The organism is Lysobacter enzymogenes (assembly GCF_017355525.1).
Taxonomy (GTDB): domain Bacteria; phylum Pseudomonadota; class Gammaproteobacteria; order Xanthomonadales; family Xanthomonadaceae; genus Lysobacter; species Lysobacter enzymogenes_C.
In genome coordinates this window covers 3,080,339-3,098,062 of sequence record NZ_CP067395.1, presented here as the reverse complement: position 1 = coordinate 3,098,062, position 17,724 = coordinate 3,080,339, and the positions used below count along the sequence as shown (strand labels likewise).

The 17,724-nt window shown below is 69.9% G+C and carries 20 protein-coding genes and 1 pseudogene; 16 read left to right on the top strand and 5 right to left on the bottom strand.

Going from position 1 to position 17,724, the window contains the following annotated elements; genetic code table 11:
• Positions 1-21: 21 nt before the first annotated feature.
• The 7 genes from JHW38_RS12970 (at position 22) to JHW38_RS12940 (ending at position 3,744) form a co-directional block, all read left to right on the top strand.
• Positions 22-393 carry a hypothetical protein gene (locus JHW38_RS12970; RefSeq protein WP_207521744.1) on the top strand — a complete coding sequence of 124 codons (372 nt, stop codon included), beginning with the start codon at positions 22-24 and terminating at the stop codon, positions 391-393.
• An 86-nt stretch (positions 394-479) separates the two neighbouring features.
• Positions 480-1,145, top strand: a complete 666-nt coding sequence (locus tag JHW38_RS12965; RefSeq protein ID WP_207521743.1) for an SIMPL domain-containing protein — start codon at positions 480-482, stop codon at positions 1,143-1,145.
• A 101-nt stretch (positions 1,146-1,246) separates the two neighbouring features.
• Positions 1,247-1,768, top strand: coding sequence for a DUF1801 domain-containing protein (locus JHW38_RS12960; RefSeq protein ID WP_207521742.1), 522 nt, complete (start codon positions 1,247-1,249; stop codon positions 1,766-1,768).
• Between the two features lie 61 nt (positions 1,769-1,829).
• Positions 1,830-2,231, top strand: a complete 402-nt coding sequence (locus JHW38_RS12955; RefSeq protein ID WP_207521741.1) for a DUF1801 domain-containing protein — start codon at positions 1,830-1,832, stop codon at positions 2,229-2,231.
• 198 nt (positions 2,232-2,429) lie between these two features.
• On the top strand, positions 2,430-2,936 hold the full coding sequence (locus JHW38_RS12950) for a YcxB family protein (RefSeq protein ID WP_207521740.1): 507 nt from the start codon (positions 2,430-2,432) through the stop codon (positions 2,934-2,936).
• A complete protein-coding gene (locus tag JHW38_RS12945; RefSeq protein ID WP_207521739.1) occupies positions 2,936-3,424 on the top strand; it encodes a GNAT family N-acetyltransferase in 489 nt (162 codons plus the stop codon). Before JHW38_RS12950 ends, JHW38_RS12945 begins: the two co-directional genes overlap by 1 nt.
• On the top strand, positions 3,421-3,744 hold the full coding sequence (locus JHW38_RS12940; protein WP_207521738.1) for a hypothetical protein: 324 nt from the start codon (positions 3,421-3,423) through the stop codon (positions 3,742-3,744). Before JHW38_RS12945 ends, JHW38_RS12940 begins: the two co-directional genes overlap by 4 nt.
• A gap of 13 nt (positions 3,745-3,757) precedes the next feature.
• On the opposite strand, the gene JHW38_RS12935 is transcribed toward JHW38_RS12940, so the two are convergent.
• On the bottom strand, positions 3,758-4,888 hold the full coding sequence (locus JHW38_RS12935; protein WP_207521737.1) for an alpha/beta fold hydrolase: 1,131 nt from the start codon (positions 4,886-4,888) through the stop codon (positions 3,758-3,760).
• Between the two features lie 155 nt (positions 4,889-5,043).
• Here JHW38_RS12935 and JHW38_RS12930 point away from each other — a divergent pair, with 155 nt between their 5' ends.
• From JHW38_RS12930 to JHW38_RS12905, 6 genes and pseudogenes are all read left to right on the top strand, one after another.
• Entirely contained in the window at positions 5,044-5,310 is a 267-nt protein-coding gene (locus JHW38_RS12930) for a cytoplasmic protein (protein WP_207521736.1), read from the top strand.
• Between the two features lie 60 nt (positions 5,311-5,370).
• Positions 5,371-5,805 carry a hypothetical protein gene (locus tag JHW38_RS12925; RefSeq protein ID WP_207521735.1) on the top strand — a complete coding sequence of 145 codons (435 nt, stop codon included), beginning with the start codon at positions 5,371-5,373 and terminating at the stop codon, positions 5,803-5,805.
• Positions 5,806-5,944: 139 nt separating this feature from the next.
• Positions 5,945-7,390 carry a hypothetical protein gene (locus tag JHW38_RS12920; RefSeq protein WP_207521734.1) on the top strand — a complete coding sequence of 482 codons (1,446 nt, stop codon included), beginning with the start codon at positions 5,945-5,947 and terminating at the stop codon, positions 7,388-7,390.
• Between the two features lie 354 nt (positions 7,391-7,744).
• Positions 7,745-8,890 (top strand): annotated as a pseudogene (gene mltB, locus JHW38_RS12915) (lytic murein transglycosylase B); the annotation flags it as partial.
• A gap of 68 nt (positions 8,891-8,958) precedes the next feature.
• Complete coding sequence (locus tag JHW38_RS12910; RefSeq protein ID WP_207521732.1) at positions 8,959-10,593, top strand: septal ring lytic transglycosylase RlpA family protein; 1,635 nt, start codon at positions 8,959-8,961, stop codon at positions 10,591-10,593.
• A 205-nt stretch (positions 10,594-10,798) separates the two neighbouring features.
• Positions 10,799-12,040 (top strand): D-alanyl-D-alanine carboxypeptidase family protein, encoded by a 1,242-nt coding sequence (locus tag JHW38_RS12905; RefSeq protein ID WP_207526357.1) that lies wholly within the window; start codon positions 10,799-10,801, stop codon positions 12,038-12,040.
• A gap of 81 nt (positions 12,041-12,121) precedes the next feature.
• On the opposite strand, the gene JHW38_RS12900 is transcribed toward JHW38_RS12905, so the two are convergent.
• From JHW38_RS12900 to JHW38_RS12885, 4 genes are all read right to left on the bottom strand, one after another.
• A complete protein-coding gene (locus JHW38_RS12900) occupies positions 12,122-13,030 on the bottom strand; it encodes a hypothetical protein (RefSeq protein ID WP_207521731.1) in 909 nt (302 codons plus the stop codon).
• A gap of 177 nt (positions 13,031-13,207) precedes the next feature.
• Positions 13,208-13,630 carry a hypothetical protein gene (locus JHW38_RS12895; protein ID WP_207521730.1) on the bottom strand — a complete coding sequence of 141 codons (423 nt, stop codon included), beginning with the start codon at positions 13,628-13,630 and terminating at the stop codon, positions 13,208-13,210.
• Positions 13,627-14,226, bottom strand: a complete 600-nt coding sequence (locus tag JHW38_RS12890; RefSeq protein ID WP_207521729.1) for an NIF family HAD-type phosphatase — start codon at positions 14,224-14,226, stop codon at positions 13,627-13,629. The genes JHW38_RS12895 and JHW38_RS12890 overlap by 4 nt, the downstream gene beginning before the upstream one ends.
• Complete coding sequence (locus JHW38_RS12885) at positions 14,223-14,948, bottom strand: hypothetical protein (RefSeq protein WP_207521728.1); 726 nt, start codon at positions 14,946-14,948, stop codon at positions 14,223-14,225. Before JHW38_RS12885 ends, JHW38_RS12890 begins: the two co-directional genes overlap by 4 nt.
• Positions 14,949-15,137: 189 nt before the next feature.
• Between JHW38_RS12885 and JHW38_RS12880 the strand changes: the two genes are divergently transcribed.
• From JHW38_RS12880 to lipA, 3 genes are all read left to right on the top strand, one after another.
• Positions 15,138-15,416, top strand: coding sequence for a DUF493 family protein (locus JHW38_RS12880; RefSeq protein WP_207521727.1), 279 nt, complete (start codon positions 15,138-15,140; stop codon positions 15,414-15,416).
• Complete coding sequence (gene lipB / locus JHW38_RS12875; RefSeq protein ID WP_428995241.1) at positions 15,404-16,099, top strand: lipoyl(octanoyl) transferase LipB; 696 nt, start codon at positions 15,404-15,406, stop codon at positions 16,097-16,099. Before JHW38_RS12880 ends, lipB begins: the two co-directional genes overlap by 13 nt.
• A 158-nt stretch (positions 16,100-16,257) precedes the next feature.
• Positions 16,258-17,295 (top strand): lipoyl synthase, encoded by a 1,038-nt coding sequence (gene lipA / locus JHW38_RS12870; protein ID WP_207521726.1) that lies wholly within the window; start codon positions 16,258-16,260, stop codon positions 17,293-17,295.
• Positions 17,296-17,724 lie beyond the last annotated feature (429 nt).

Genomic DNA, 17,724 nt, shown 5'->3' with positions numbered 1-17,724 from the left:
ATGAAACCTGAGCACCGCCGCATGCCAGCCCGCTACACCCTGGTCAACGTCACCCGCAAGGAGCGGATTTTGTTCGCCCGCTTGCCGGTGTCGAGCAAGCGCGAAATCGCCGGCCACCCGGCGGCCGCGGCGCTGGTGGCGTGGTATCTGATGGAGCACCCCGGCGATGCGGTCGCCTTCGTCGGCGACGACTCGGCCGATTGGCCGTTCGCGTCGGGTTCGTTCGCGGATCTGGACGCGTATGCCGAAGTCACCGACGCGGTGGTGGATGCGCTGATCGCCAACGGGATTCTGGCCGAAGGCGAGCGCACGCTGCTGTTCGAGGACGAGCCCGATCTGTATCTGCGTTCGTTGCGCAACATCTGGATGGACGCGGACGAGCCATCCGCCTGAGCGCGATGTCTGCGCGCCGTTTGCCGTAGCGTGCAGACAGCGATCCGCCCACGCCTCTGTTTCCCTTGCCGATCAATGGACGATTTATGCAGCAGTTTCCCGACCGCATCGAAACCCAAGTCACCCGCGAAACCTGGGTCAAGCCCATCGGCATCGCGTTGCAAGTGCATGTGATCGGCACCGCCTCGGTCGGCTCGATGGCCGCGGTGCGCAAGAGCAAGGAACTGATCGCGATCCAGGAGCTTATGCGCGGCCTCGGCGTGGCCGAGGACAAGATCCGCATAGACTCGCTGACCTTCGCTGCGGGCGAGCGTTGGTTTTCCGGTTCGTCCGTCGAGATCGATCTGGACATCCGCGACGTACCGCCGCAGTCCTTGCCCGAGGCGCTGGGCGGGCTGGCCGCGCTCAAGGGCATCACGCTCAAGGGATTGCGGCGCGAGTACGGCGCGATGAGCGCCGAGCGCGACGCGCTGCTGCGCGAGGCGGTGGCCGAATCGATGCGGCAGGCGAAGCTGATCGCCGCGGCGGCCGGGCTGGATCTGCGCTCGGTGCACAGCCTGACCCAGCAGTGGTCCGAGCCCAACGACGGCGGCGAGCCGCAGTACCCGATGGCGCGCAGCATGCTGTCGAAGATGGCGGGCGGCGCCGACGATATGCGCGGTTATCAGCTGGCGGAGAATCACGAGGGCAAGCTGGTGTTGACTGTGCGTACGGAAGTGCGGGTGGGCGAGTTCCCTGGGGCGTCGCCATGACCGCAGCCGACGTGCGCCGGATGGACGAGTAACGCGACTTCGCGCCCTGGGGAAATGGAGTATCTTCCGTCCCTGCAAGTCTCTTGGTTGGAGCTCGCACGATGACCGGCAAGACTTCCAAGCCCTCTGCAAAACCAGCGAAAAAGGTCGCTGCAAAAGCCGCGGTCAAGAAAGCGGCGGCCAAGAAGGCCGCGGCGGAACCCGCGTCTGCCGGCGCGGCGAAACCCAAGCTGCTCTCCGGCGGCAATCCGCAGATACCCAAGGGTTTCGGCGACGCGCCGGTGCAGGCCTACATCGCCGCGATGCCCGGCTGGAAGCGCGAACTCGGCCGCCGCCTGGACGCGCTGGTCGAGCGCACGGTTCCCGGCGTGCGCAAGGCGGTCAAGTGGAACACGCCGCTGTATGGGGTGGAGGAAGGCAGTTGGTTCCTCGCCATGCATTGCTTCGACCGTTACCTCAAGATCACGTTCTTCCGCGGCGCGGCGCTGGACCCGGTGCCGGCGCAGCCGTCGAAGATCGAGCACGTGCGCTATCACCCTATCCACGAGCACGATCCGTTCGACGAGGACTTGCTCGCCGGCTGGATCGCGCAGGCCAGCCGTTTGCCCGGCGAACGCATGTGAGCCGCGCGCGGCGTGGGGGCGCCGCGCGCGAACCGTCCCATCACGAATAGGGGAGCCGTCCATGAAGAAGACCACCGGCGCGAAGGCGCCCGCAGCCGATGTCGCCGCCTCGCAGTTGATCGACGAACGCATCCAGGAACTCGCCGACTGGCGCGGCGAAACCTTGGCAAAGGTGCGCAAGCTGATCCACGAGGCCGACCCGCAGGTGGTGGAGGAGTGGAAGTGGCGCGGCGTGCCGACGTGGTCGCACGCCGGCATCCTGTGCACCGGCGAGACCTACAAGGCCGCGGTCAAGCTGACTTTCGCCAAGGGCGCGTCGTTGCCGGACCCGAAGGGTTTGTTCAACGCCAGCCTCGACGGCAACACCCGCCGCGCCATCGATATCCACGAAGGCGACACGCTCGACGGCAAGGCCTTGCAGGCGCTGATCCGCGCGGCGGTGGCGTTGAACACTTCGAAGTAAGGCCGCCTCGCGCCGGAGCGGGCGGCCCGGCCGCGGCCGCCGGCGATTTCGACCGCGGGCCCGCGGCCACGTACACTGGCCGCCCACACGGGAGGCCGGGCCCGCGCCCGGCCCCGGCGCCGCCCCGGCGTTGCCGCGAAGGCGCGCAGGATCGCGCGCCCCGCGTCCCGCCGCGTTTCCACTCATTCCCCCGTCGCTATGGAACAGCCCCAGGATCTTCGTCTTTCGTTTTCGCTCAGCACTTGGGACCAGATGCGCCTGGCCGCGCTGATGATGTTCCAGCGCACCTTGTTCCTGGTGTTCGGGCTGGCGTGGCCGGTGATCGGGGTGGTGCTGGCGCTGTTCGCGCTGGTCTCCGGTTTGCCGGCCGGCGCGCCGATGTGGCGGCTGGTGGCGTTCTGTTTCGCGTTCATGCCGGTGCTGATGGCGATCAGCGGCTTCGGCGCGCTGGCCGTGGCGCGGCCGATGCGCGAGCCGTTCAACTACGCCTTCGATCCCGCCGGCGTGCATGTGTGGACCAGCGCGTTCCAGCACTCCCACGCGTGGCCGCAGATCGTGCGGATCAGGCGGGTCGGCGGGTTCTTGTTGCTGTTCTTCGGGCCGAGGCAGGCCCACACGATTCCGCTGCGCGCGTTGTCGGCGGCGCAGGAGGCCGCGCTGATGGCGCTGGCGCAGGCCCACGGCGCCGGCGCCGGCCGGCGCTGATGCGCGTGCGCGCCTGCCGCGCCGGCGAGGCGCCGGCCTTGCTGGCGATCTTCCGCGCCGCCGTGCGCGTCACCGCGGCCGGCGACTACCGCGCCGAACAGATCGAGGCGTGGTCGCCGGCGCACTGGACGCCGGCGCAGGCCGAGCAGTGGATCGAACGCGTGCGCGCGCTGCATCCGTTCGTGGCCGAGCTCGACGGCGCCATCGCCGGCTACGCCGATCTGCAGGACGACGGCCTGATCGACCACTTCTACGTCTCGCCCGATTACGCCCGCCGCGGCGTCGGCGCCGCCTTGATGGGCCACGTGCTCGCGCAGGCGCGCGAGCGCGGGCTGCGCAGCCTGCATTCGCACGTCAGCCGCACCGCGCAGCCGTTCTTCGCCCGCTACGGCTTCGAAACGGTGGCGCAGCGGCGGCCGGTGGTGCGCGGGGTCGAAGTGCCGAATGCGCAGATGCGCTTGCTCTTGGACGCCGGAGCCGACCGATGAAGAAGCGACGCCGCACGCCGCGCGAGAAAAAGGAACTCAGCCTGGACCGCGACTGCCGCAACACGGTCGCCGAGAGCCCGTGGGGCGCGCGCGCCGCGATCGCGCGGCGCAAGCGCTGGGTCAATCAGTCCTATCGCAAGGCGGTACATCAGGAACTGTCGGCCTTGTCGGGCAGCGAGCCCGCCGATGCCGAGGCGGTCGAATCGACGGTGGCGGCGACGCGCCGCCACGGTTGGCGCAAGCAGGGCGATACGCCGCTGCGCAAGGCGCTGACCTTGCGTCGTTCCAAGGGCGCGCGCGGCAAGCCGCCGCGGCGCTGAGCACGCACGGCGCTTACGGCGCCGCGTCGCCGGCCTTCTGCGCATACGGCCGCGCCTTGTCCACCAGCGCCAGCAGGAACTTGCCCGGTTCCTCGGTCATCGGCATGTGCGCGGAATGCTCGAACCAGACCAGGTCCTTGCCCGGCGCGCGCACCTGGGCGAACCACTCGGCGGCGACCTCGGAACTGACGTTGGTGTCGTGGCGGCCGAGCAGCAGGATCAGCGGGCAGTCCAGGGTCTTGTTCGCGCCGATGTCGTGCGCGAGCAGCGGCGGCAGCAGGATCGGCGTGGCGAACTCGTTGCCCTGCCACAGCGCGCGCAACTGCTCGTCGCTGTAGTCCGGCGACAGCTTGGCCAGATCGCTGTCGGATCGGTTGTCGCGGCGATACGCCATCACGCCGCCGTAGTGCGCCACCCATTTGCGTTGGGCGTAGATCTGCTCGATGGTCGGCGGATGGCCCGGCGCGGAGTAAGGCGCCAGCGCTTGGAGTTCGCGCACGGCCTGGGCGTTGCCGTCGCGCTGGGCGGCGTCCAGCGCGAAGCGCCAGCCGCGACGCTCGCTCTCCGGCGAGTCGGTCGCCTGGCCGACACCGATGTAGGCGTGCAGCCACTGCGGGTGCCGGCGCGCGGTCTCCAGGCCGACGTAGCTGCCGAAGGAATGGCCGAGCAGGAAGATCTTGTCCTTGCCCAGGTCCTTGCGTACCCAGGCGACCATCTCGCCGACGTCGTCGATCATGCGCTCGGCCGTGAGCGTGGGACGTATCCGGTCTTCCGGCGTCAGCAGGTGGGTCTTGCCGGACGCGCGCTGGTCCCAGTGGACGACGGTGAAGTACTCCTCCCAGCCGCGGCCGTTCCACCAGCTCATCGGCATCGACACGTAGCCGGGGCCGCCGTGCACGACCAGCAGCACCGGGTTGCGGCGGTCGTTGCCGCGGATCGAGATCCATTGCTCGATGCCGCCGATGCGGACTTTTTCGCTGCGGTCGATCCCGTTCGGGGTCGCGATCTGCCGCGCTTGCGCGACGATGGCGACGGCTTCGGCGCGGTTGCTCGGTTTGACCGGTTTCGGCGCCGGCGCGTCGGCGTAGGCGACGTTGGCGGCCAGGGCGGCGGCGAGGACCAGACTGCGGGCTAGGGCGTTCATGCGGGCTCCGGGCGTAGGACGGGCGACGGTAGTCCTGGATACGGGCAAGGCGGAATCGGTTTACAGCGCTCGGCAGCGATTGCACAGGGCGAGGGCGGCGGCGATGATTCGGGTGTTTCCGTAAGCCCTGGCATGGACGCGTCATTAGCCCAGACTTGCAACTGGCCCACGCCCGCAGCGTCAATCATCGCGATGAATTGCTGGCCAGCGAACGCTGCGGCTGTTTTTATTGCCTGCGGATCTTCCCGCCGCAGGCCGTGCACGAATGGATCGATGTAGCGCCGGATGCTGCCGACGAGATCGGAACTACGGCGCTGTGCCCGGCCTGCGGCATCGATTCGGTGATCGGCTCTGCTTCGGGTTTACCGATAGAACCCGAATTCCTGAAGGCGATGCACCGCCGCTGGTTCGGCGATGCGTAGACGGCGCACGGAGCGGCGGCGAAAATGCGATGGAGCGTGCGCTGCGGCGATGAAATCCTGATGAGCGACACCTTCCTGACCGCCACCGGCACCCTGCGCTACAGCCCCGCTCTCGGCAAAACCGGCCACACCCGCCGCGACGGCGGCAGCACGCAGTGGTGGCTGATCGTGGACTGCGATCCCGAACTCGGCCGTTACCTGCGCCATCAGTTCCTGCTCGGGCATCGCCGCACGCGCGCGTTGCAGTCCCCGTTGTGGGGCGCGCACATCTCGGCGATCCGCGGCGAGCGGCCGCCGCACGAGGCGTTGTGGAAGCGCTGCGACGGCGAAACGGTCGAGTTCGAGTACGACCCGGCGGTGCGCGAGACCGAGGGCTTCGTGTGGTGCCCGGTGCGCTGCGGGCGATTGCTGGCGCTGCGCGAGGAACTCGGCCTGCCGCGCGAGCCGCAGCCGCCGCTGCATCTGACCATCGGCAACGCGAATCGCGGCGACTGAACAGCGGTGCGGTCGCGGCGAGGCCTGAATCGCCCGCGCGACCTAGGGCCAGTCCTAATGCCGCCGCAGGCTGCGCGGCGGCAAGCTGTGCGGCGTATGGCCCGCGCGCGGACAGCGCATTCATCATTCAGGACCGACCATGAGCATCGATCCCCGCGGCATCGACGCCGCCCGCGCCATCCAGATCGTGCGCGACCACTTCGCCGACTTCGACACCGCCCAGCCGGGCTGGTTGCCGCTGCCCGACGGCCGGGTCGGCCTGGACGACCTGCGCGTGGTCGCGGCCAACGCCGAAGGCAAGTTCTCGCAGGACGAAGCGCAGGCCGCGCAGTTCCTGCTCGACAGCAAGGCCGCGCGCAGCCTGCTCGATGTCGGCGCGGGGCGCGGCGACGTCGACGGTACGATTTCGCGCGAGGATGCGGACGGCGCATGGACCAGCGTGCAGTCGGGCGAACTCGACCAGCGCCTGCTCGACACGGCCGCCGGGCTCGGCGGCGCCGACGGCGCGGTCGGCCGCGAGGACATCGCCGCCGCGCGCCAGGACATCGCGATTCCGCAGACGCTCAAGGACGCGCTCGGCCGCTTGCCCGACGACCTGCCGGCGCAGACCCAGGTGCAGGCGGCGCTGGCGATGCACCGCAACGCCGGCGATGCGCAGGCGCTGGACCAGCTCGGCACGCTGACCGATTCGCCGGCGTTCCGCGGCTTGAACGAAGACCAGCAGAAGCAGGCCCTGGCCTTGTTCGGCTACGACACCGCGGTGTCGCAGGCCGCGCGCGGCAAGCTCGACGGCATCGACCTGGGCGACAGCGGCGCGCTGCGCAAATTCCTGTTGACCGAGGCGCGGCCGACCGACCTGTGGCGCGACGCGGCGCCGGATTCGGGCGTGGCCGACAGCCGGCGCAAGCCGTACGAGATCAGCGGGCCGGACAGCGTCGACTACGAGTTTCCGTCGGGCACCGAGCCGGACAAGAGCGTCAAGGAGCCGGCGCTGAAGTACACCGTGCACGTCGACGGGCGCGAGATCGAGGTGATCGTGCCGGCCGGCGACGCGCGCGAGGACGGCAAGTCGTATCCGAGCGTCGACCAGATCGCCAAGGGCCTGGCGGCGCAGCCGTCGCCGTCGATCGCGGCCACCGACAAGGTGGTGGTGAACCCGCACACGCCGAAGGAAACCGATGAACACGGCAACGTGGTCGACAGCGGCGCCGACATGTACGCCAGCGGCGGCGCGTTCTACGTCAATCCGCACGGCGCCGACAATCCGCGTGCGCAGAAGGATTTCGATTTCACCTTCATGCACGAGACCGCGCACCTGGTCGAGCAGCCGAGCGGGCCGTTCGGCCTGCCGCTGGAGTGGAACCTGGCGGTGCAGAAGGATCAGCTGTTCTCGACGCATTACGCCGACGATCGCTACGTGCCCGACGGCGGCACGGCGGTCGACCGCGATCTGGGGATCGACCCGGGCGAGGATTTCGCCGAGGCGTACATGACTTATCACTTGGTCAAAGGCACGCCGGACGAGGCGCAGATGCGCGCGCTGATGCCGGAGCGGTTCGCGATCCTGGACCGGATGTTCGGCTGAGGCCGGGCGACGGCAGCGACACGGCGGCCCGGACGCGCGGCGAGCGTTTCCGGGCCGTTGCGTTTTTCGCCTGAGGGCGCGGAGTTCCGGCGAGGGTGGAGGGGCTCGGGTCGCGAGGCTTTGCGGCCGGATCGCTGCGGCAGGTACGAGCGCGCGGAGGCCGAAGTCCGTCCCGTCGCTGCCGGGCGCGACCGGCGCCGAACCGGCCGAGCGCAGCCCGCGCCGGGTGCCGGCTGTTCATCTTTCTGGCGCTCGCGGCGCGCCTCCACTCCGCAAACCCTACATGAATAAAATCGGTTAAGTCCCGCAATGCCAAGGTTTTTTGCCTCGCATTCGCGTGCTACTCTCGCGCCGATGACCCGACGCCACACCGCCCGTTGCGCCCTGTACGGCGCGCTCACGATCGCGTTGGCCGCCTGCGCTACGCAGGCGCCGATCGCGCCCATCGCTTCCGCCCAGGCCGCCCCGCCGGCCGCTCCGGCGCCCGCGCCGGTCAAGCCGGCGACCCCGGTGGTCGGCACGCCCGCGCTGCCCGCGCCGGTGGTGCAGATGCCGCTGGAGCAGGCCCGCGCCCAGTTCGTGCGCGACACCGCGCGGCAATACGGGATCGACCCGGCCTACATCGAGTCGGTGCTGGCCAAGGCGCAGATCAAGGACGCCATCGTCGCGGCGATGTCGCGGCCGGCCGAAGGCAAGCCGTGGCGCGATTACCGTCCGATCTTCATCACCCAGGCGCGCATCGACGGCGGCAAGGCCTTCCTCGCCGAGCATCGCGCGCAGTTGGAGCGGGTGCAGGCGCAGACCGGCGTGCCGGCCGAGATCATCGTCGCCATCGTCGGCGTCGAAACCAGCTTCGGCAAGAACACCGGCAAGTACAACGTGGTCGATGCGCTGTACACGCTGGCCTTCGCCTACCCGCGCAGCGGCGACCCGGCCAAGCTCGATCGCGAGAACCGCCGCGAGGCGTTCTTCCGCGGCGAGCTCGGCCAGCTGTTCGCGCTCGGCAAGGAAGAAGGCATCGACATCACCACTCTCACCGGCAGCTACGCCGGCGCGATGGGCTGGGGCCAGTTCATGCCGTCGAGCTATCGCGAGTTCGCGGTGGACGGCGACAACGACGGCAAGCGCAACCTGTTCACCGATCTCGACGACGTGTTCGCCTCGGTCGCCAACTACTTCGTCAAGAAGGGCGGCTGGGTGCGCGGCGGCCCGGTGGTCGCGCGCGCCAACCGCGACGGCAATGCGCAGGACTTCGCACCGGAGAGCATGGACCCGGTGTACTCGCTGACGGATCTGGCCGCGCGCGGCTACCGTCCGCTGACCCCGGTGGCGCCGAACGAGACCGCGACGCTGCTGAATCTCGATGGTGTGAACGGTCCCGAATATTGGCTCGGTTTCCGCAACTTCTACGCGATCACCCGCTACAACATCTCCAAGCATTACGGCATGGCGGTGTATCAGTTGGCGGAAGCGATCGCCGGACGGGAGAATCCCTTGGCCACTGCGACCGCACCGCTTGCACCCGCCGCCGCGCCGGCGTCCGCCGCCAAACCGCAGGCGCCGCGCCCATGAGCGCCGGCGCGAAGCGGCCGCCGATCGAGCTGATCGGGCGGCTCGCCGTCGCCGCGCTGCCGCTGGCGCTCGCCGCCTGCGCCAGTTCCCCGAAGAAATCCAGTTCCGAAGCGTTGGCGCTGCCCGACCGCGACCGCGTCCACAGCTCGGCCCTGGCCCACGGCGGGCGCAAGAAGTCGCCGTACGCGGCGGCCCAGGAAGACCTCAGCAAGCGCGGCAACTACAAGGCCGGCGGGCTGTACGCGCCGGGGGTCAAGGACAGCACGCCGGATTACATTCCCGACGTCGATTCCATCCCCGAGCCGGACGTGGTCGCCGAGGCGCGCTCGCAGTTCGGCAACCGCTCGCCGTACGTGGTGCTCGGCAAGACCTACAAGGTGCTCGATTCGCACGACGATTACGTCGAGACCGGCACCGCTTCGTACTACGGCCAGAAATTCCACGGCCGCCGCACCTCCAACCTGGAGGTGTACGACATGTACGCCTTCACCGCCGCGCACAAGTCGCTGCCGCTGCCGAGCTTCGCCCGGGTCACCAACCTGGACAACGGCAAGTCGGTGACGGTGCGGGTCAACGACCGCGGCCCGTTCCACGACGACCGGGTCATCGATCTGAGCTACGCGGCCGCGGTCAAGCTCGGCATCACCCAGCGCGGCACCGGCCGGGTCGAGGTGCGCGCGCTGCATCCGGGCGAGGCGCCGCCGCCGGTGTACGCCAGCGCCGCCAACAATCCGCCGCCGGCGCCCGCGCCGGTCAAGACGCCGAGCGCGATGGACCGCCTGGTCGCGGCGATGCCGATCGCCAGCGCCAACGCCGGCGAACTGCCGCCGGGCGTGCGCATCGCCACCGGCAAGCCGACGCCGATGCCGGCGGCCGCCGCGCCGGTCAAGACGACCGTCGCGACCGGCAAGCCCGCGCCCGTCGTGGCCGAGCCGGTCAAGACCACGGTGGCGACCGGGCAGCCGGCGCCGGTCAAGGCCGCCGTCGCCAGCGCCGCGCCGACGGTCGCGGCCGGCAAGCCCGGTCCGCACGATTACCGCTTCGACATGATGCAGAACGGCAAGTCGATGACGGCCGACGAGTTCGACGCCTGGATGAAGTCGCGCCAGGTGCGCGTGGCGACCGGCCAACCGGTCGCGCCGCCGCCGGCCAAGGCCCTGACCAAGGCCGAGAAGCGCGCCCTGGAGAAGCAGCAGCGCGAGCAGCAGAAGCTGCTGGCGCAGCAGCAAAAGGACCAGCAGCGCGCTCTGGCCGAGGCCGAAAAGGCCGCGAAGAAGGCCGGCAGCGCTGCGCCGACGGTCGCCGCCGCGACCGCGCTGCCGGCGCCGCCGGCCGCGCCGCCGCCGCCGAGCCCGGCCAAGGCCGCCGCGGTGGTCGCCGCCAATACGCCGTCCGTGGGCGATGTGACCTTGCAGGTCGCCAGCTTCTCCGCCCGCAGCAACGCCGACCGCGCCCTGGGCATGCTGCGCGGCGCCGGCATCGGCGCGGCGCGGCTGCTCGACGGCAACGCCGCCAACGGCCAGAAGATCTGGCGCCTGCGGGTCGGCCCCTTGCAGGCCGAGGCCGCGCCGGAACTTGCCGCCCGCATCGTCGGTCTGGGTTTCGGCCAGCCGCAACGCGTGCGCGACTGAACCCCCGCCGCCGGCCGAATCGGCCGGCGGCTGCAAGCGCTGCCCATCTCAGGCACGATGCACGGCTCGCGGACCGCAGCAGGAAGGCACGGTCCCGCCACTTTCGACGGTGGCCGCCAGGACGGCGGCGCCGACCTCCAAGCCTTGCGGCCGGCACGGTACCGGTCCCGGAGACAGTTCAACAATGAGTTCCCGCTTTAAGAGCATGGTCCCGCGCGCGGCCGCCTTCGCCGCGCTGACCTCGGCCTTCCTCGTCACCGCCGTCGCCGGCCTGGCTTCGGCCCAGGCCCCCGCCGCCAAGCCGGCCGCCGCCGCGACCGCTCCGGCCGCCGCGCAGCCGCCGGCCAGCGACTCGCTGCCGGTTCCGCCGCCGCCGCAGATCGCCGGCACCGCGTGGGTGCTGATGGACGCCGCCAGCGGCAACATCCTGGCCAGCAACAACCCCGACCTGCGGGTCGAGCCGGCCAGCATCACCAAGGTCATGACCAGCTACGTGATCGCCGCCGAGATGGCCGGCGGCAAGGTCAAGGACACCGATCAGGTGATGATGACCGAGAACGCCTGGCGCAAGGGCGGCGCGGCCACCGACGGCAGCTACTCCGGCTTCGCGGTCAACCAGACCGCGCCGCTGGTGGAGATGGAAAAGGGCATGGTGGTGCAGTCCGGCAACGACGCCGCGATCGCCCTGGCCGAGCACGTCGCCGGCAGCGAAGACGCCTTCGCCGCGCTGATGAACCAGTACGCCGCGCGCATCGGCCTGAAGAACAGCCACTTCATGAACCCGCACGGGCTGTCGCAGGAGAACCACTACTCCACCGCGCACGACCTGGCCCTGCTCGGCCGCGCGCTGATCCACGATTTCCCGACCGCGTACTCGTACAACAAGATCAAGGAACTGAAGGTCGGGCCGATCACCCAGCCCAACCGCAACCTGCTGCTGTGGCGCGATTCGTCGGTCGACGGCATCAAGACCGGCCACCACTCCAAGGCCGGCTACTGCCTGATGGCCTCGGCCCAGCGCGGCGACCAGCGCCTGATCTCGGTGGTCATGGGGTCGACCTCCGAAGCGCAGCGCGCCAGCGACAGCCAGGCGCTGTTGAACTGGGGCTTCCGCTTCTTCGAGACCCACAAGCTCTACGACGCCGGCAAGGCCATCGCCAAGCAGAAGGTGTGGAAGGGCCAGGCCGCCGAAGTGCAGCTCGGCGTCGCCGAACCGCTGCTGGTGACCGTGCAGCGCGGCAAGTACCCGCAGCTCAAGCCGAGCATGGACGTGCCCAAGACCTTGGTCGCGCCGATCAAGAAGGGCCAGGCGATCGGTTCGGTCAAGGTCATGCTCGACGGCAAGGTGGTGTCGCAGCGTCCGCTGGTGGCGCTGGCCGCGGTCGAGGAAGGCGGGTTCTTCAAGCGCCTGTGGGACGAGTTCTGGATGTGGTGGGAGTCGGAGTAAGTTCCGCTCGCAGCCAAGACGAAAAAGGCCGGCATTCGCCGGCCTTTTTCGTTGTCGACGCAGGCGCTCGCGCGACGGCTTTCAGCGTTTGGGCGCCGGCAGCTTGGCGAGCATCGCGCCGCGGAACTTCGTCGCCAGCGCGTGGAATCCGGCTTCGGTGGGATGCATCTCGTCGAACCACTGTTCTGGCTGGCTCAGCGTGCCGCGCAGGTCGACGTAATCGAACGTCGCGGCGAAACGCGCGTCGTTCTTGAGCGCGCGCAGCACGTTGCTTTCGAAGCCGTCGATCAGCAGGCGCACGAACGCGACCCGCTCGGCTTCGACGATGCCGAGGATGTTCGGCCCGATCCACGGCCCGACGCTTTTCTTCAGCAGCGCCGCCACGCCGATGTTGCCCGGCGTCAGCGCGCCGGGACGGCCGATCAGTTGCGGGTAGTCGTAGGAGTGCGCCAGTACCGGCACGCCCGGGCGCGCGGCGATCGCCGCCTGCAGGAACAGCGCGTAGGCCTTGCGCACGGTCTCGTACTGACCGCTGTCGAGTACGCGCTGGAACGCTTGCTGCGCGCTCATCCCGGTGCGGTTGCCGAGCGCGCGGCGCAGGAAGCCGTCGACGAAGTCGTTGCCGCCGGCGCTGAGCAGGATCAGGTCGAATTCGAAATTCGCGTACCAGCCCATCAGGTCGTCGATGTTGTCGCGCACGAACATCGAGCGCTTGGGCGCGTCGGGGTTGCGCGCGGCGCAGTCGCCGCTGTGTTCGGCGCGGAAGAACAGCCCGCCGTGGCCGAGCAGCGGCACGCCGCGCGCTTCGTCCTCGGGCGCGGGTGAGACGATCCAATCGAGCAGGTTCATCGCCAAGGGCGTGGAGAACCACGAATCGCCTTCGCAGAACACCACCGGCGTGCGCGCCAGCAGGCCGGCGCGCTTGAGCTGCTGGTACAGCGCGCGGAACTGGCCGCGCAAGGGCAGGGCGACGGATTGGCTGGCGGGCATGGCCGGGGCTCCGGGTCTGTGGACAGAGGTCAACCTATCCCGGGTTATACGCGCAAATTGAGACGGCCCGGTCGCGATGCAGCCCCCTGTAGGAGCGGCGCGAGCCGCGACCGCGAAACCTCGCTTGGGTCGCAGGCGCGATGTCGCGGTCGCGGCTTGCGCCGCTCCTACAGGGGGCTAGTCGGGGAATTCGGCTTCCGGACACCAGTAGGGGTCGAACGTTACGGCCCGCTCGGCGCCGCGTTCGATCCGGCCCGACTGATAGATCAACCGGCCGCCGGCGATGCGGTAGAACTCGAAGCGTTCGTCGCCGTTGCCGTCGGCTTCGTCGTCGTACCAGCCGCAGCGCATTTCGCCGTCGGCCTCGCCGATCAGCGCGGCCAGTTCGAGCAGGAAGCGGACGCGGTGGCGTTCGCTGTCGCTGCCGGAGAAGTCGAACTCCAGCCACCACGTGCCTGCGTGCGACGGGGCGGATCCGCGCGGCGGGGTCAGCAGATGGCTGAAATGGTAGCGCGAGCCCAACGCGAGCACCTCAGTGGCCAACTCGGGCGAGGCAACCTGGAAGTACATGAAACAGGAGTATTCGCGCAATTTCTTCACGCCTGAGTCCTCGCCGCGGCCTGCGCGCCGGCGACGCGCTCGCGCCAGCGCCGCTTCTCGATCTTGCGCACGTTGGCCGCGTCGGCCAGCGCATCGAGATATTCGATCAGGTGCAGCAACTCGTCGTCGTGCGGATCCTCGCCGAGGTATTCGCTGACGCACACCAGGTTGCCGTAGTTCTGCGCGTGCTTGCTCGGCGTGTCGTCGACCGCGATCAGGCGTTCCAGGCGGTAGCCGTGGGTCTTGAGCTTCTGCAGGCGCTTGCGGTTGAGGTAGTCGCCGGTGGTCCAGTCGCGGCTGATCGAGCAGCGCTCGCTCGACCACAGGAAGCGCAATGTCTGCGGCGGGAACAACGCGGCGCAGACGGCTTCGGCGTAACTGCGGCCCGAGGACGTCCACACGCCGACGTCGTAGCGCGCCAGCACGTGGTCGAGGAAGGTTTGCAGGTGCGGGCGGCGGTAGACGTGGTAGCCCAGGGCGTGGAAGTCGGCCGGGCGGCCGAGTTCGACGTCGCTGGCGTAGACCAGGGTCTCGTCGAGGTCGAGCATCAGGGTCAGGCGGTCGCCGCTCGGCGGCGCGGGGCGGTCGCGGCTCATGGGGCGGCGCCCGCGGCGGGCGGTGCGGCCGCGCGCGCTTGCTGCCACAGCGCGTCCAGCAGCGGTGCGGCGAGGCGGTCGCAGGCGCGGTCGCGGGCGAAGTAGCGGCCGTCGATGCAGGCTTCGAAGAAGGCCTGGCGCAGGCGGTGGCGGTCGGCGCAGAACACCGAGCTGCGCTGCGGCGCCGACCACAGCTCCGGCTCGGCCAGGGCCGCGCGCAGCGGCGCCAGCGCGGTCAGGGTCGTTTCGCGTTCGGTCGCGGCCGCGCCGGGGGCGGCCGCGCGCAGGCGGGCGCGGTCGCCGCTGACGTCGATGTCGAGCCGCCACGCGGCGCGGTCGGGGCCGCCGAGCAGCAGGGTGTAGTGCTCCTCCAGCGGCGCTGCGTCGTCCTCCGGCGCGGCCGGCGGACGGGCGAAGTCCGGCGGCAGGCGCTCGGGCTCGACGTCGTCGGCGCCGCAGCGGTCGGCCAGGGCGGGCTGGCCGGCCGGGGCGATCCGCGCCGACTTGTGCAGCAGTTCGCGCACGTCCGGGTCGGTGGCTTCCATCGACTGCGGCGGCAGCGCCAGCCAGCCGGCGCGCTCGGGCCGGCGCAGGGCCGGCACCGCCACCGCCAGCGCGGCCGCGAACAGCAGCAGGACCAGCAGGCCGGGAGCGTTGAGGCGGATCGAAAACTGGCGGTCGCGCGGGCCCATCGTGGCCTGTGTGCGGGAAGGGTTGACCACGTTAACGTTTGTCGCGCCGTTGCGGCAGGCCGCCCCGGGCGCGGCCGCGCTGTCGCGTTCATGCCGAATCTGGCGTTTGACGGCGTTTTCGCCGTGTCCGTGTTCTGCGCGCCTGCGTTCCACGAGCGCAATGCCGGCGTCCCGCCGCCGCGCTTGGGTTGCCCTGGCCGCGGACCCATAATGGCGGGCATGGACATTCATTCCGACAACCCCGATCACGGCTTCCAGTTCCCCGGCACCTTCGAGCTCAGCGCGATGGGCGCCGCCGAGGCCGGCCTGGAGCGCGAGCTGCCCAAGCGCCTGCTCGAGGCCGGGATCGACGTGGAAACCGAAACCATCCAGTGGAAGCACTCCTCGACCGGCAAGTACGTGTCGATCCGGCTGACCTTCCGCGCCGCCGACCGCGCCCAGTACGACCTCGCCCATCAGGTGCTGCGCGATCACCCGGAAGTGAAGTGGACGCTGTAATCGACGCCGTCGCCGGGATCTTCGGCGGCCCGTCCGCGCCGCCGCGCGCGCAGTTGCGCGATCTCGGCCGCCAGCCCTACGAACCGGTATGGCGGGCGATGCAGGCCTTCACCGACGCGCGCGACGCCGACACGCCCGACGAGCTGTGGCTGGTCGAGCACGACCCGGTGTTCACCCTCGGCCAGGCCGGCAAGGACGAGCACGTGCTGATGCCGGGCGACATCCCGGTGATCCACGTCGACCGCGGCGGCCAGGTGACCTATCACGGGCCCGGCCAGATCGTGCTGTACCCGCTGCTGGACCTGCGCCGGCTCAAGGTCGGCGTGCGCGAGTACGTGGACCGGATCGAACAGGCCGTGATCGACACCCTGGCCGAATGGAACATCGAAGGCGCGCGCCGCGACGGCGCGCCCGGCGTGTACGTGGCGGGGGCCAAGGTCATGGCGCTGGGGATCCGCGTGCGCCGCGGCTGCACGTTCCACGGGCTGGCGTTCAATATCGCGATGGATCTCTCGCCGTACCAGCGCATCAATCCCTGCGGTTACCAGGGGCTGCAAGTGACCTCGGTGCTAGACTTGGGCGGCCCCTCGGGCATGGACCCGGTCAAGCCGGTGCTGGTGGCGCAGATCGCGCGCCAGTTCGGTTTGAGCGTCGAGGATGCGGCGCCGCTGGATTTCCGCTGACGATTTCCCTTCTCCCGCTTGCGGGAGAAGGTGCCCGAAGGGCGGATGAGGGCACGCCATTCCGCCAAGCGCCGCGCTGACGCCCAGCGCCGCTGCCCTCACCCCGGCCCTCTCCCGTAAGCGGGAGAGGGAGCTCAATCTTCAGAGTCGATGCACACATGAGCGACACCGCGTCCAAGATCATCCCGCTCACCGTCGTCGGCGCGGCCGATCCGGTCGTGGCCCCGGCGGTGCTGCAGTCCACGACCATGACCCCGGGCGCCAAGCAGATCGGCGGCGACAAGATCAACCGCTCGCCGGTGCAGTTCGCCGACGCGCCGGTGCTGCGCAAGCCCTCGTGGATCCGCGTGCGCATCCCCTCGGGCAATTCGGTCGCCCAGCTCAAGGCCAAGCTGCGCGAGAACCGCCTGGTGACCGTGTGCGAGGAAGCCAGTTGCCCGAACATCCACGAGTGCTTCGGCCACGGCACCGCGACCTTCATGATCCTCGGCGAGGTCTGCACCCGCCGCTGCTCGTTCTGCGACGTCGCCCACGGCCGGCCCAAGCCGCCGGATCCGCAGGAGCCGGTCAACCTGGCCAACACCGTCGCCGACATGGGCCTGAAGTACGTGGTGGTCACCAGCGTCGACCGCGACGACCTGCGCGACGGCGGCGCCCAGCATTTCGTCGACTGCATCGCCGCGATCCGAGCGCAGAGCCCGCGCACCAAGATCGAAGTGCTGACCCCCGATTTCCGCGGCAAGGGCCGCATGGAACGCGCGCTGGAGATCCTGGCGAACAACCCGCCGGACGTGTTCAACCACAACGTCGAGACGGTGCCGGACCTGTACGCCAACGTGCGTCCGGGCGCCGACTACCAGTGGTCGCTGACCCTGCTGCAGAAGTTCAAGGCCCAGCATCCGAACGTGGCGACCAAGTCCGGCATCATGCTCGGCCTCGGCGAGACGATGGAGCAGGTGCAGGCGACCCTGCGCGACCTGCGCGCGCACGACGTCGACATGATTACGATCGGCCAGTATCTGCAGCCGACCCCGCACCACCATCCGGTGCTGCGCTACTGGACGCCGGACGAGTTCAAGGAACTCGAGGTCTACGGCATGTCGCTGGGCTTCACCCACGTCGCGTCCGGCCCGCTGGTGCGCTCGTCGTACCACGCCGACCGCCAGGCGATCGACGCCGGGTTCGCGGTGGCCTGATTCAAGGCAGGCGCGACTCAAGGCAGGTTCGACTCAAGGCAGGCGCGATCCGATCCAGGCGCGATTGCGCGCAGGCTTCATCGCACGGCCCCGGCGTTCGGGGCCGTGCGTTTTTGCGGCGGTCGTTGCGCAGCCGGTTCGCCGGGTCGTTCCGGCCGCGATGTCCGGCCAGCCGCCTTCCGTCGCCGTTGCGGCACCGCTCGCGGCTCACCGCCGCTCACCGGCGCTGCGCGCCGTCCACAGGCCGCCGCAGCGCAAATCCCCGCGCAAACCGGCCCCATCGCCGCGCCGGCCGCCAGCGCCGCGACGGTCCGCAGGGCGGCGCGGTTTGCGCCAGCGGGCCAAACTGAACCGGTTTCGTGCCCGCAACACGCATTTGCGCCGACGCGGGTGACAGGGCCTGCAACTTTCGGCACTGTGGCCTTGTCC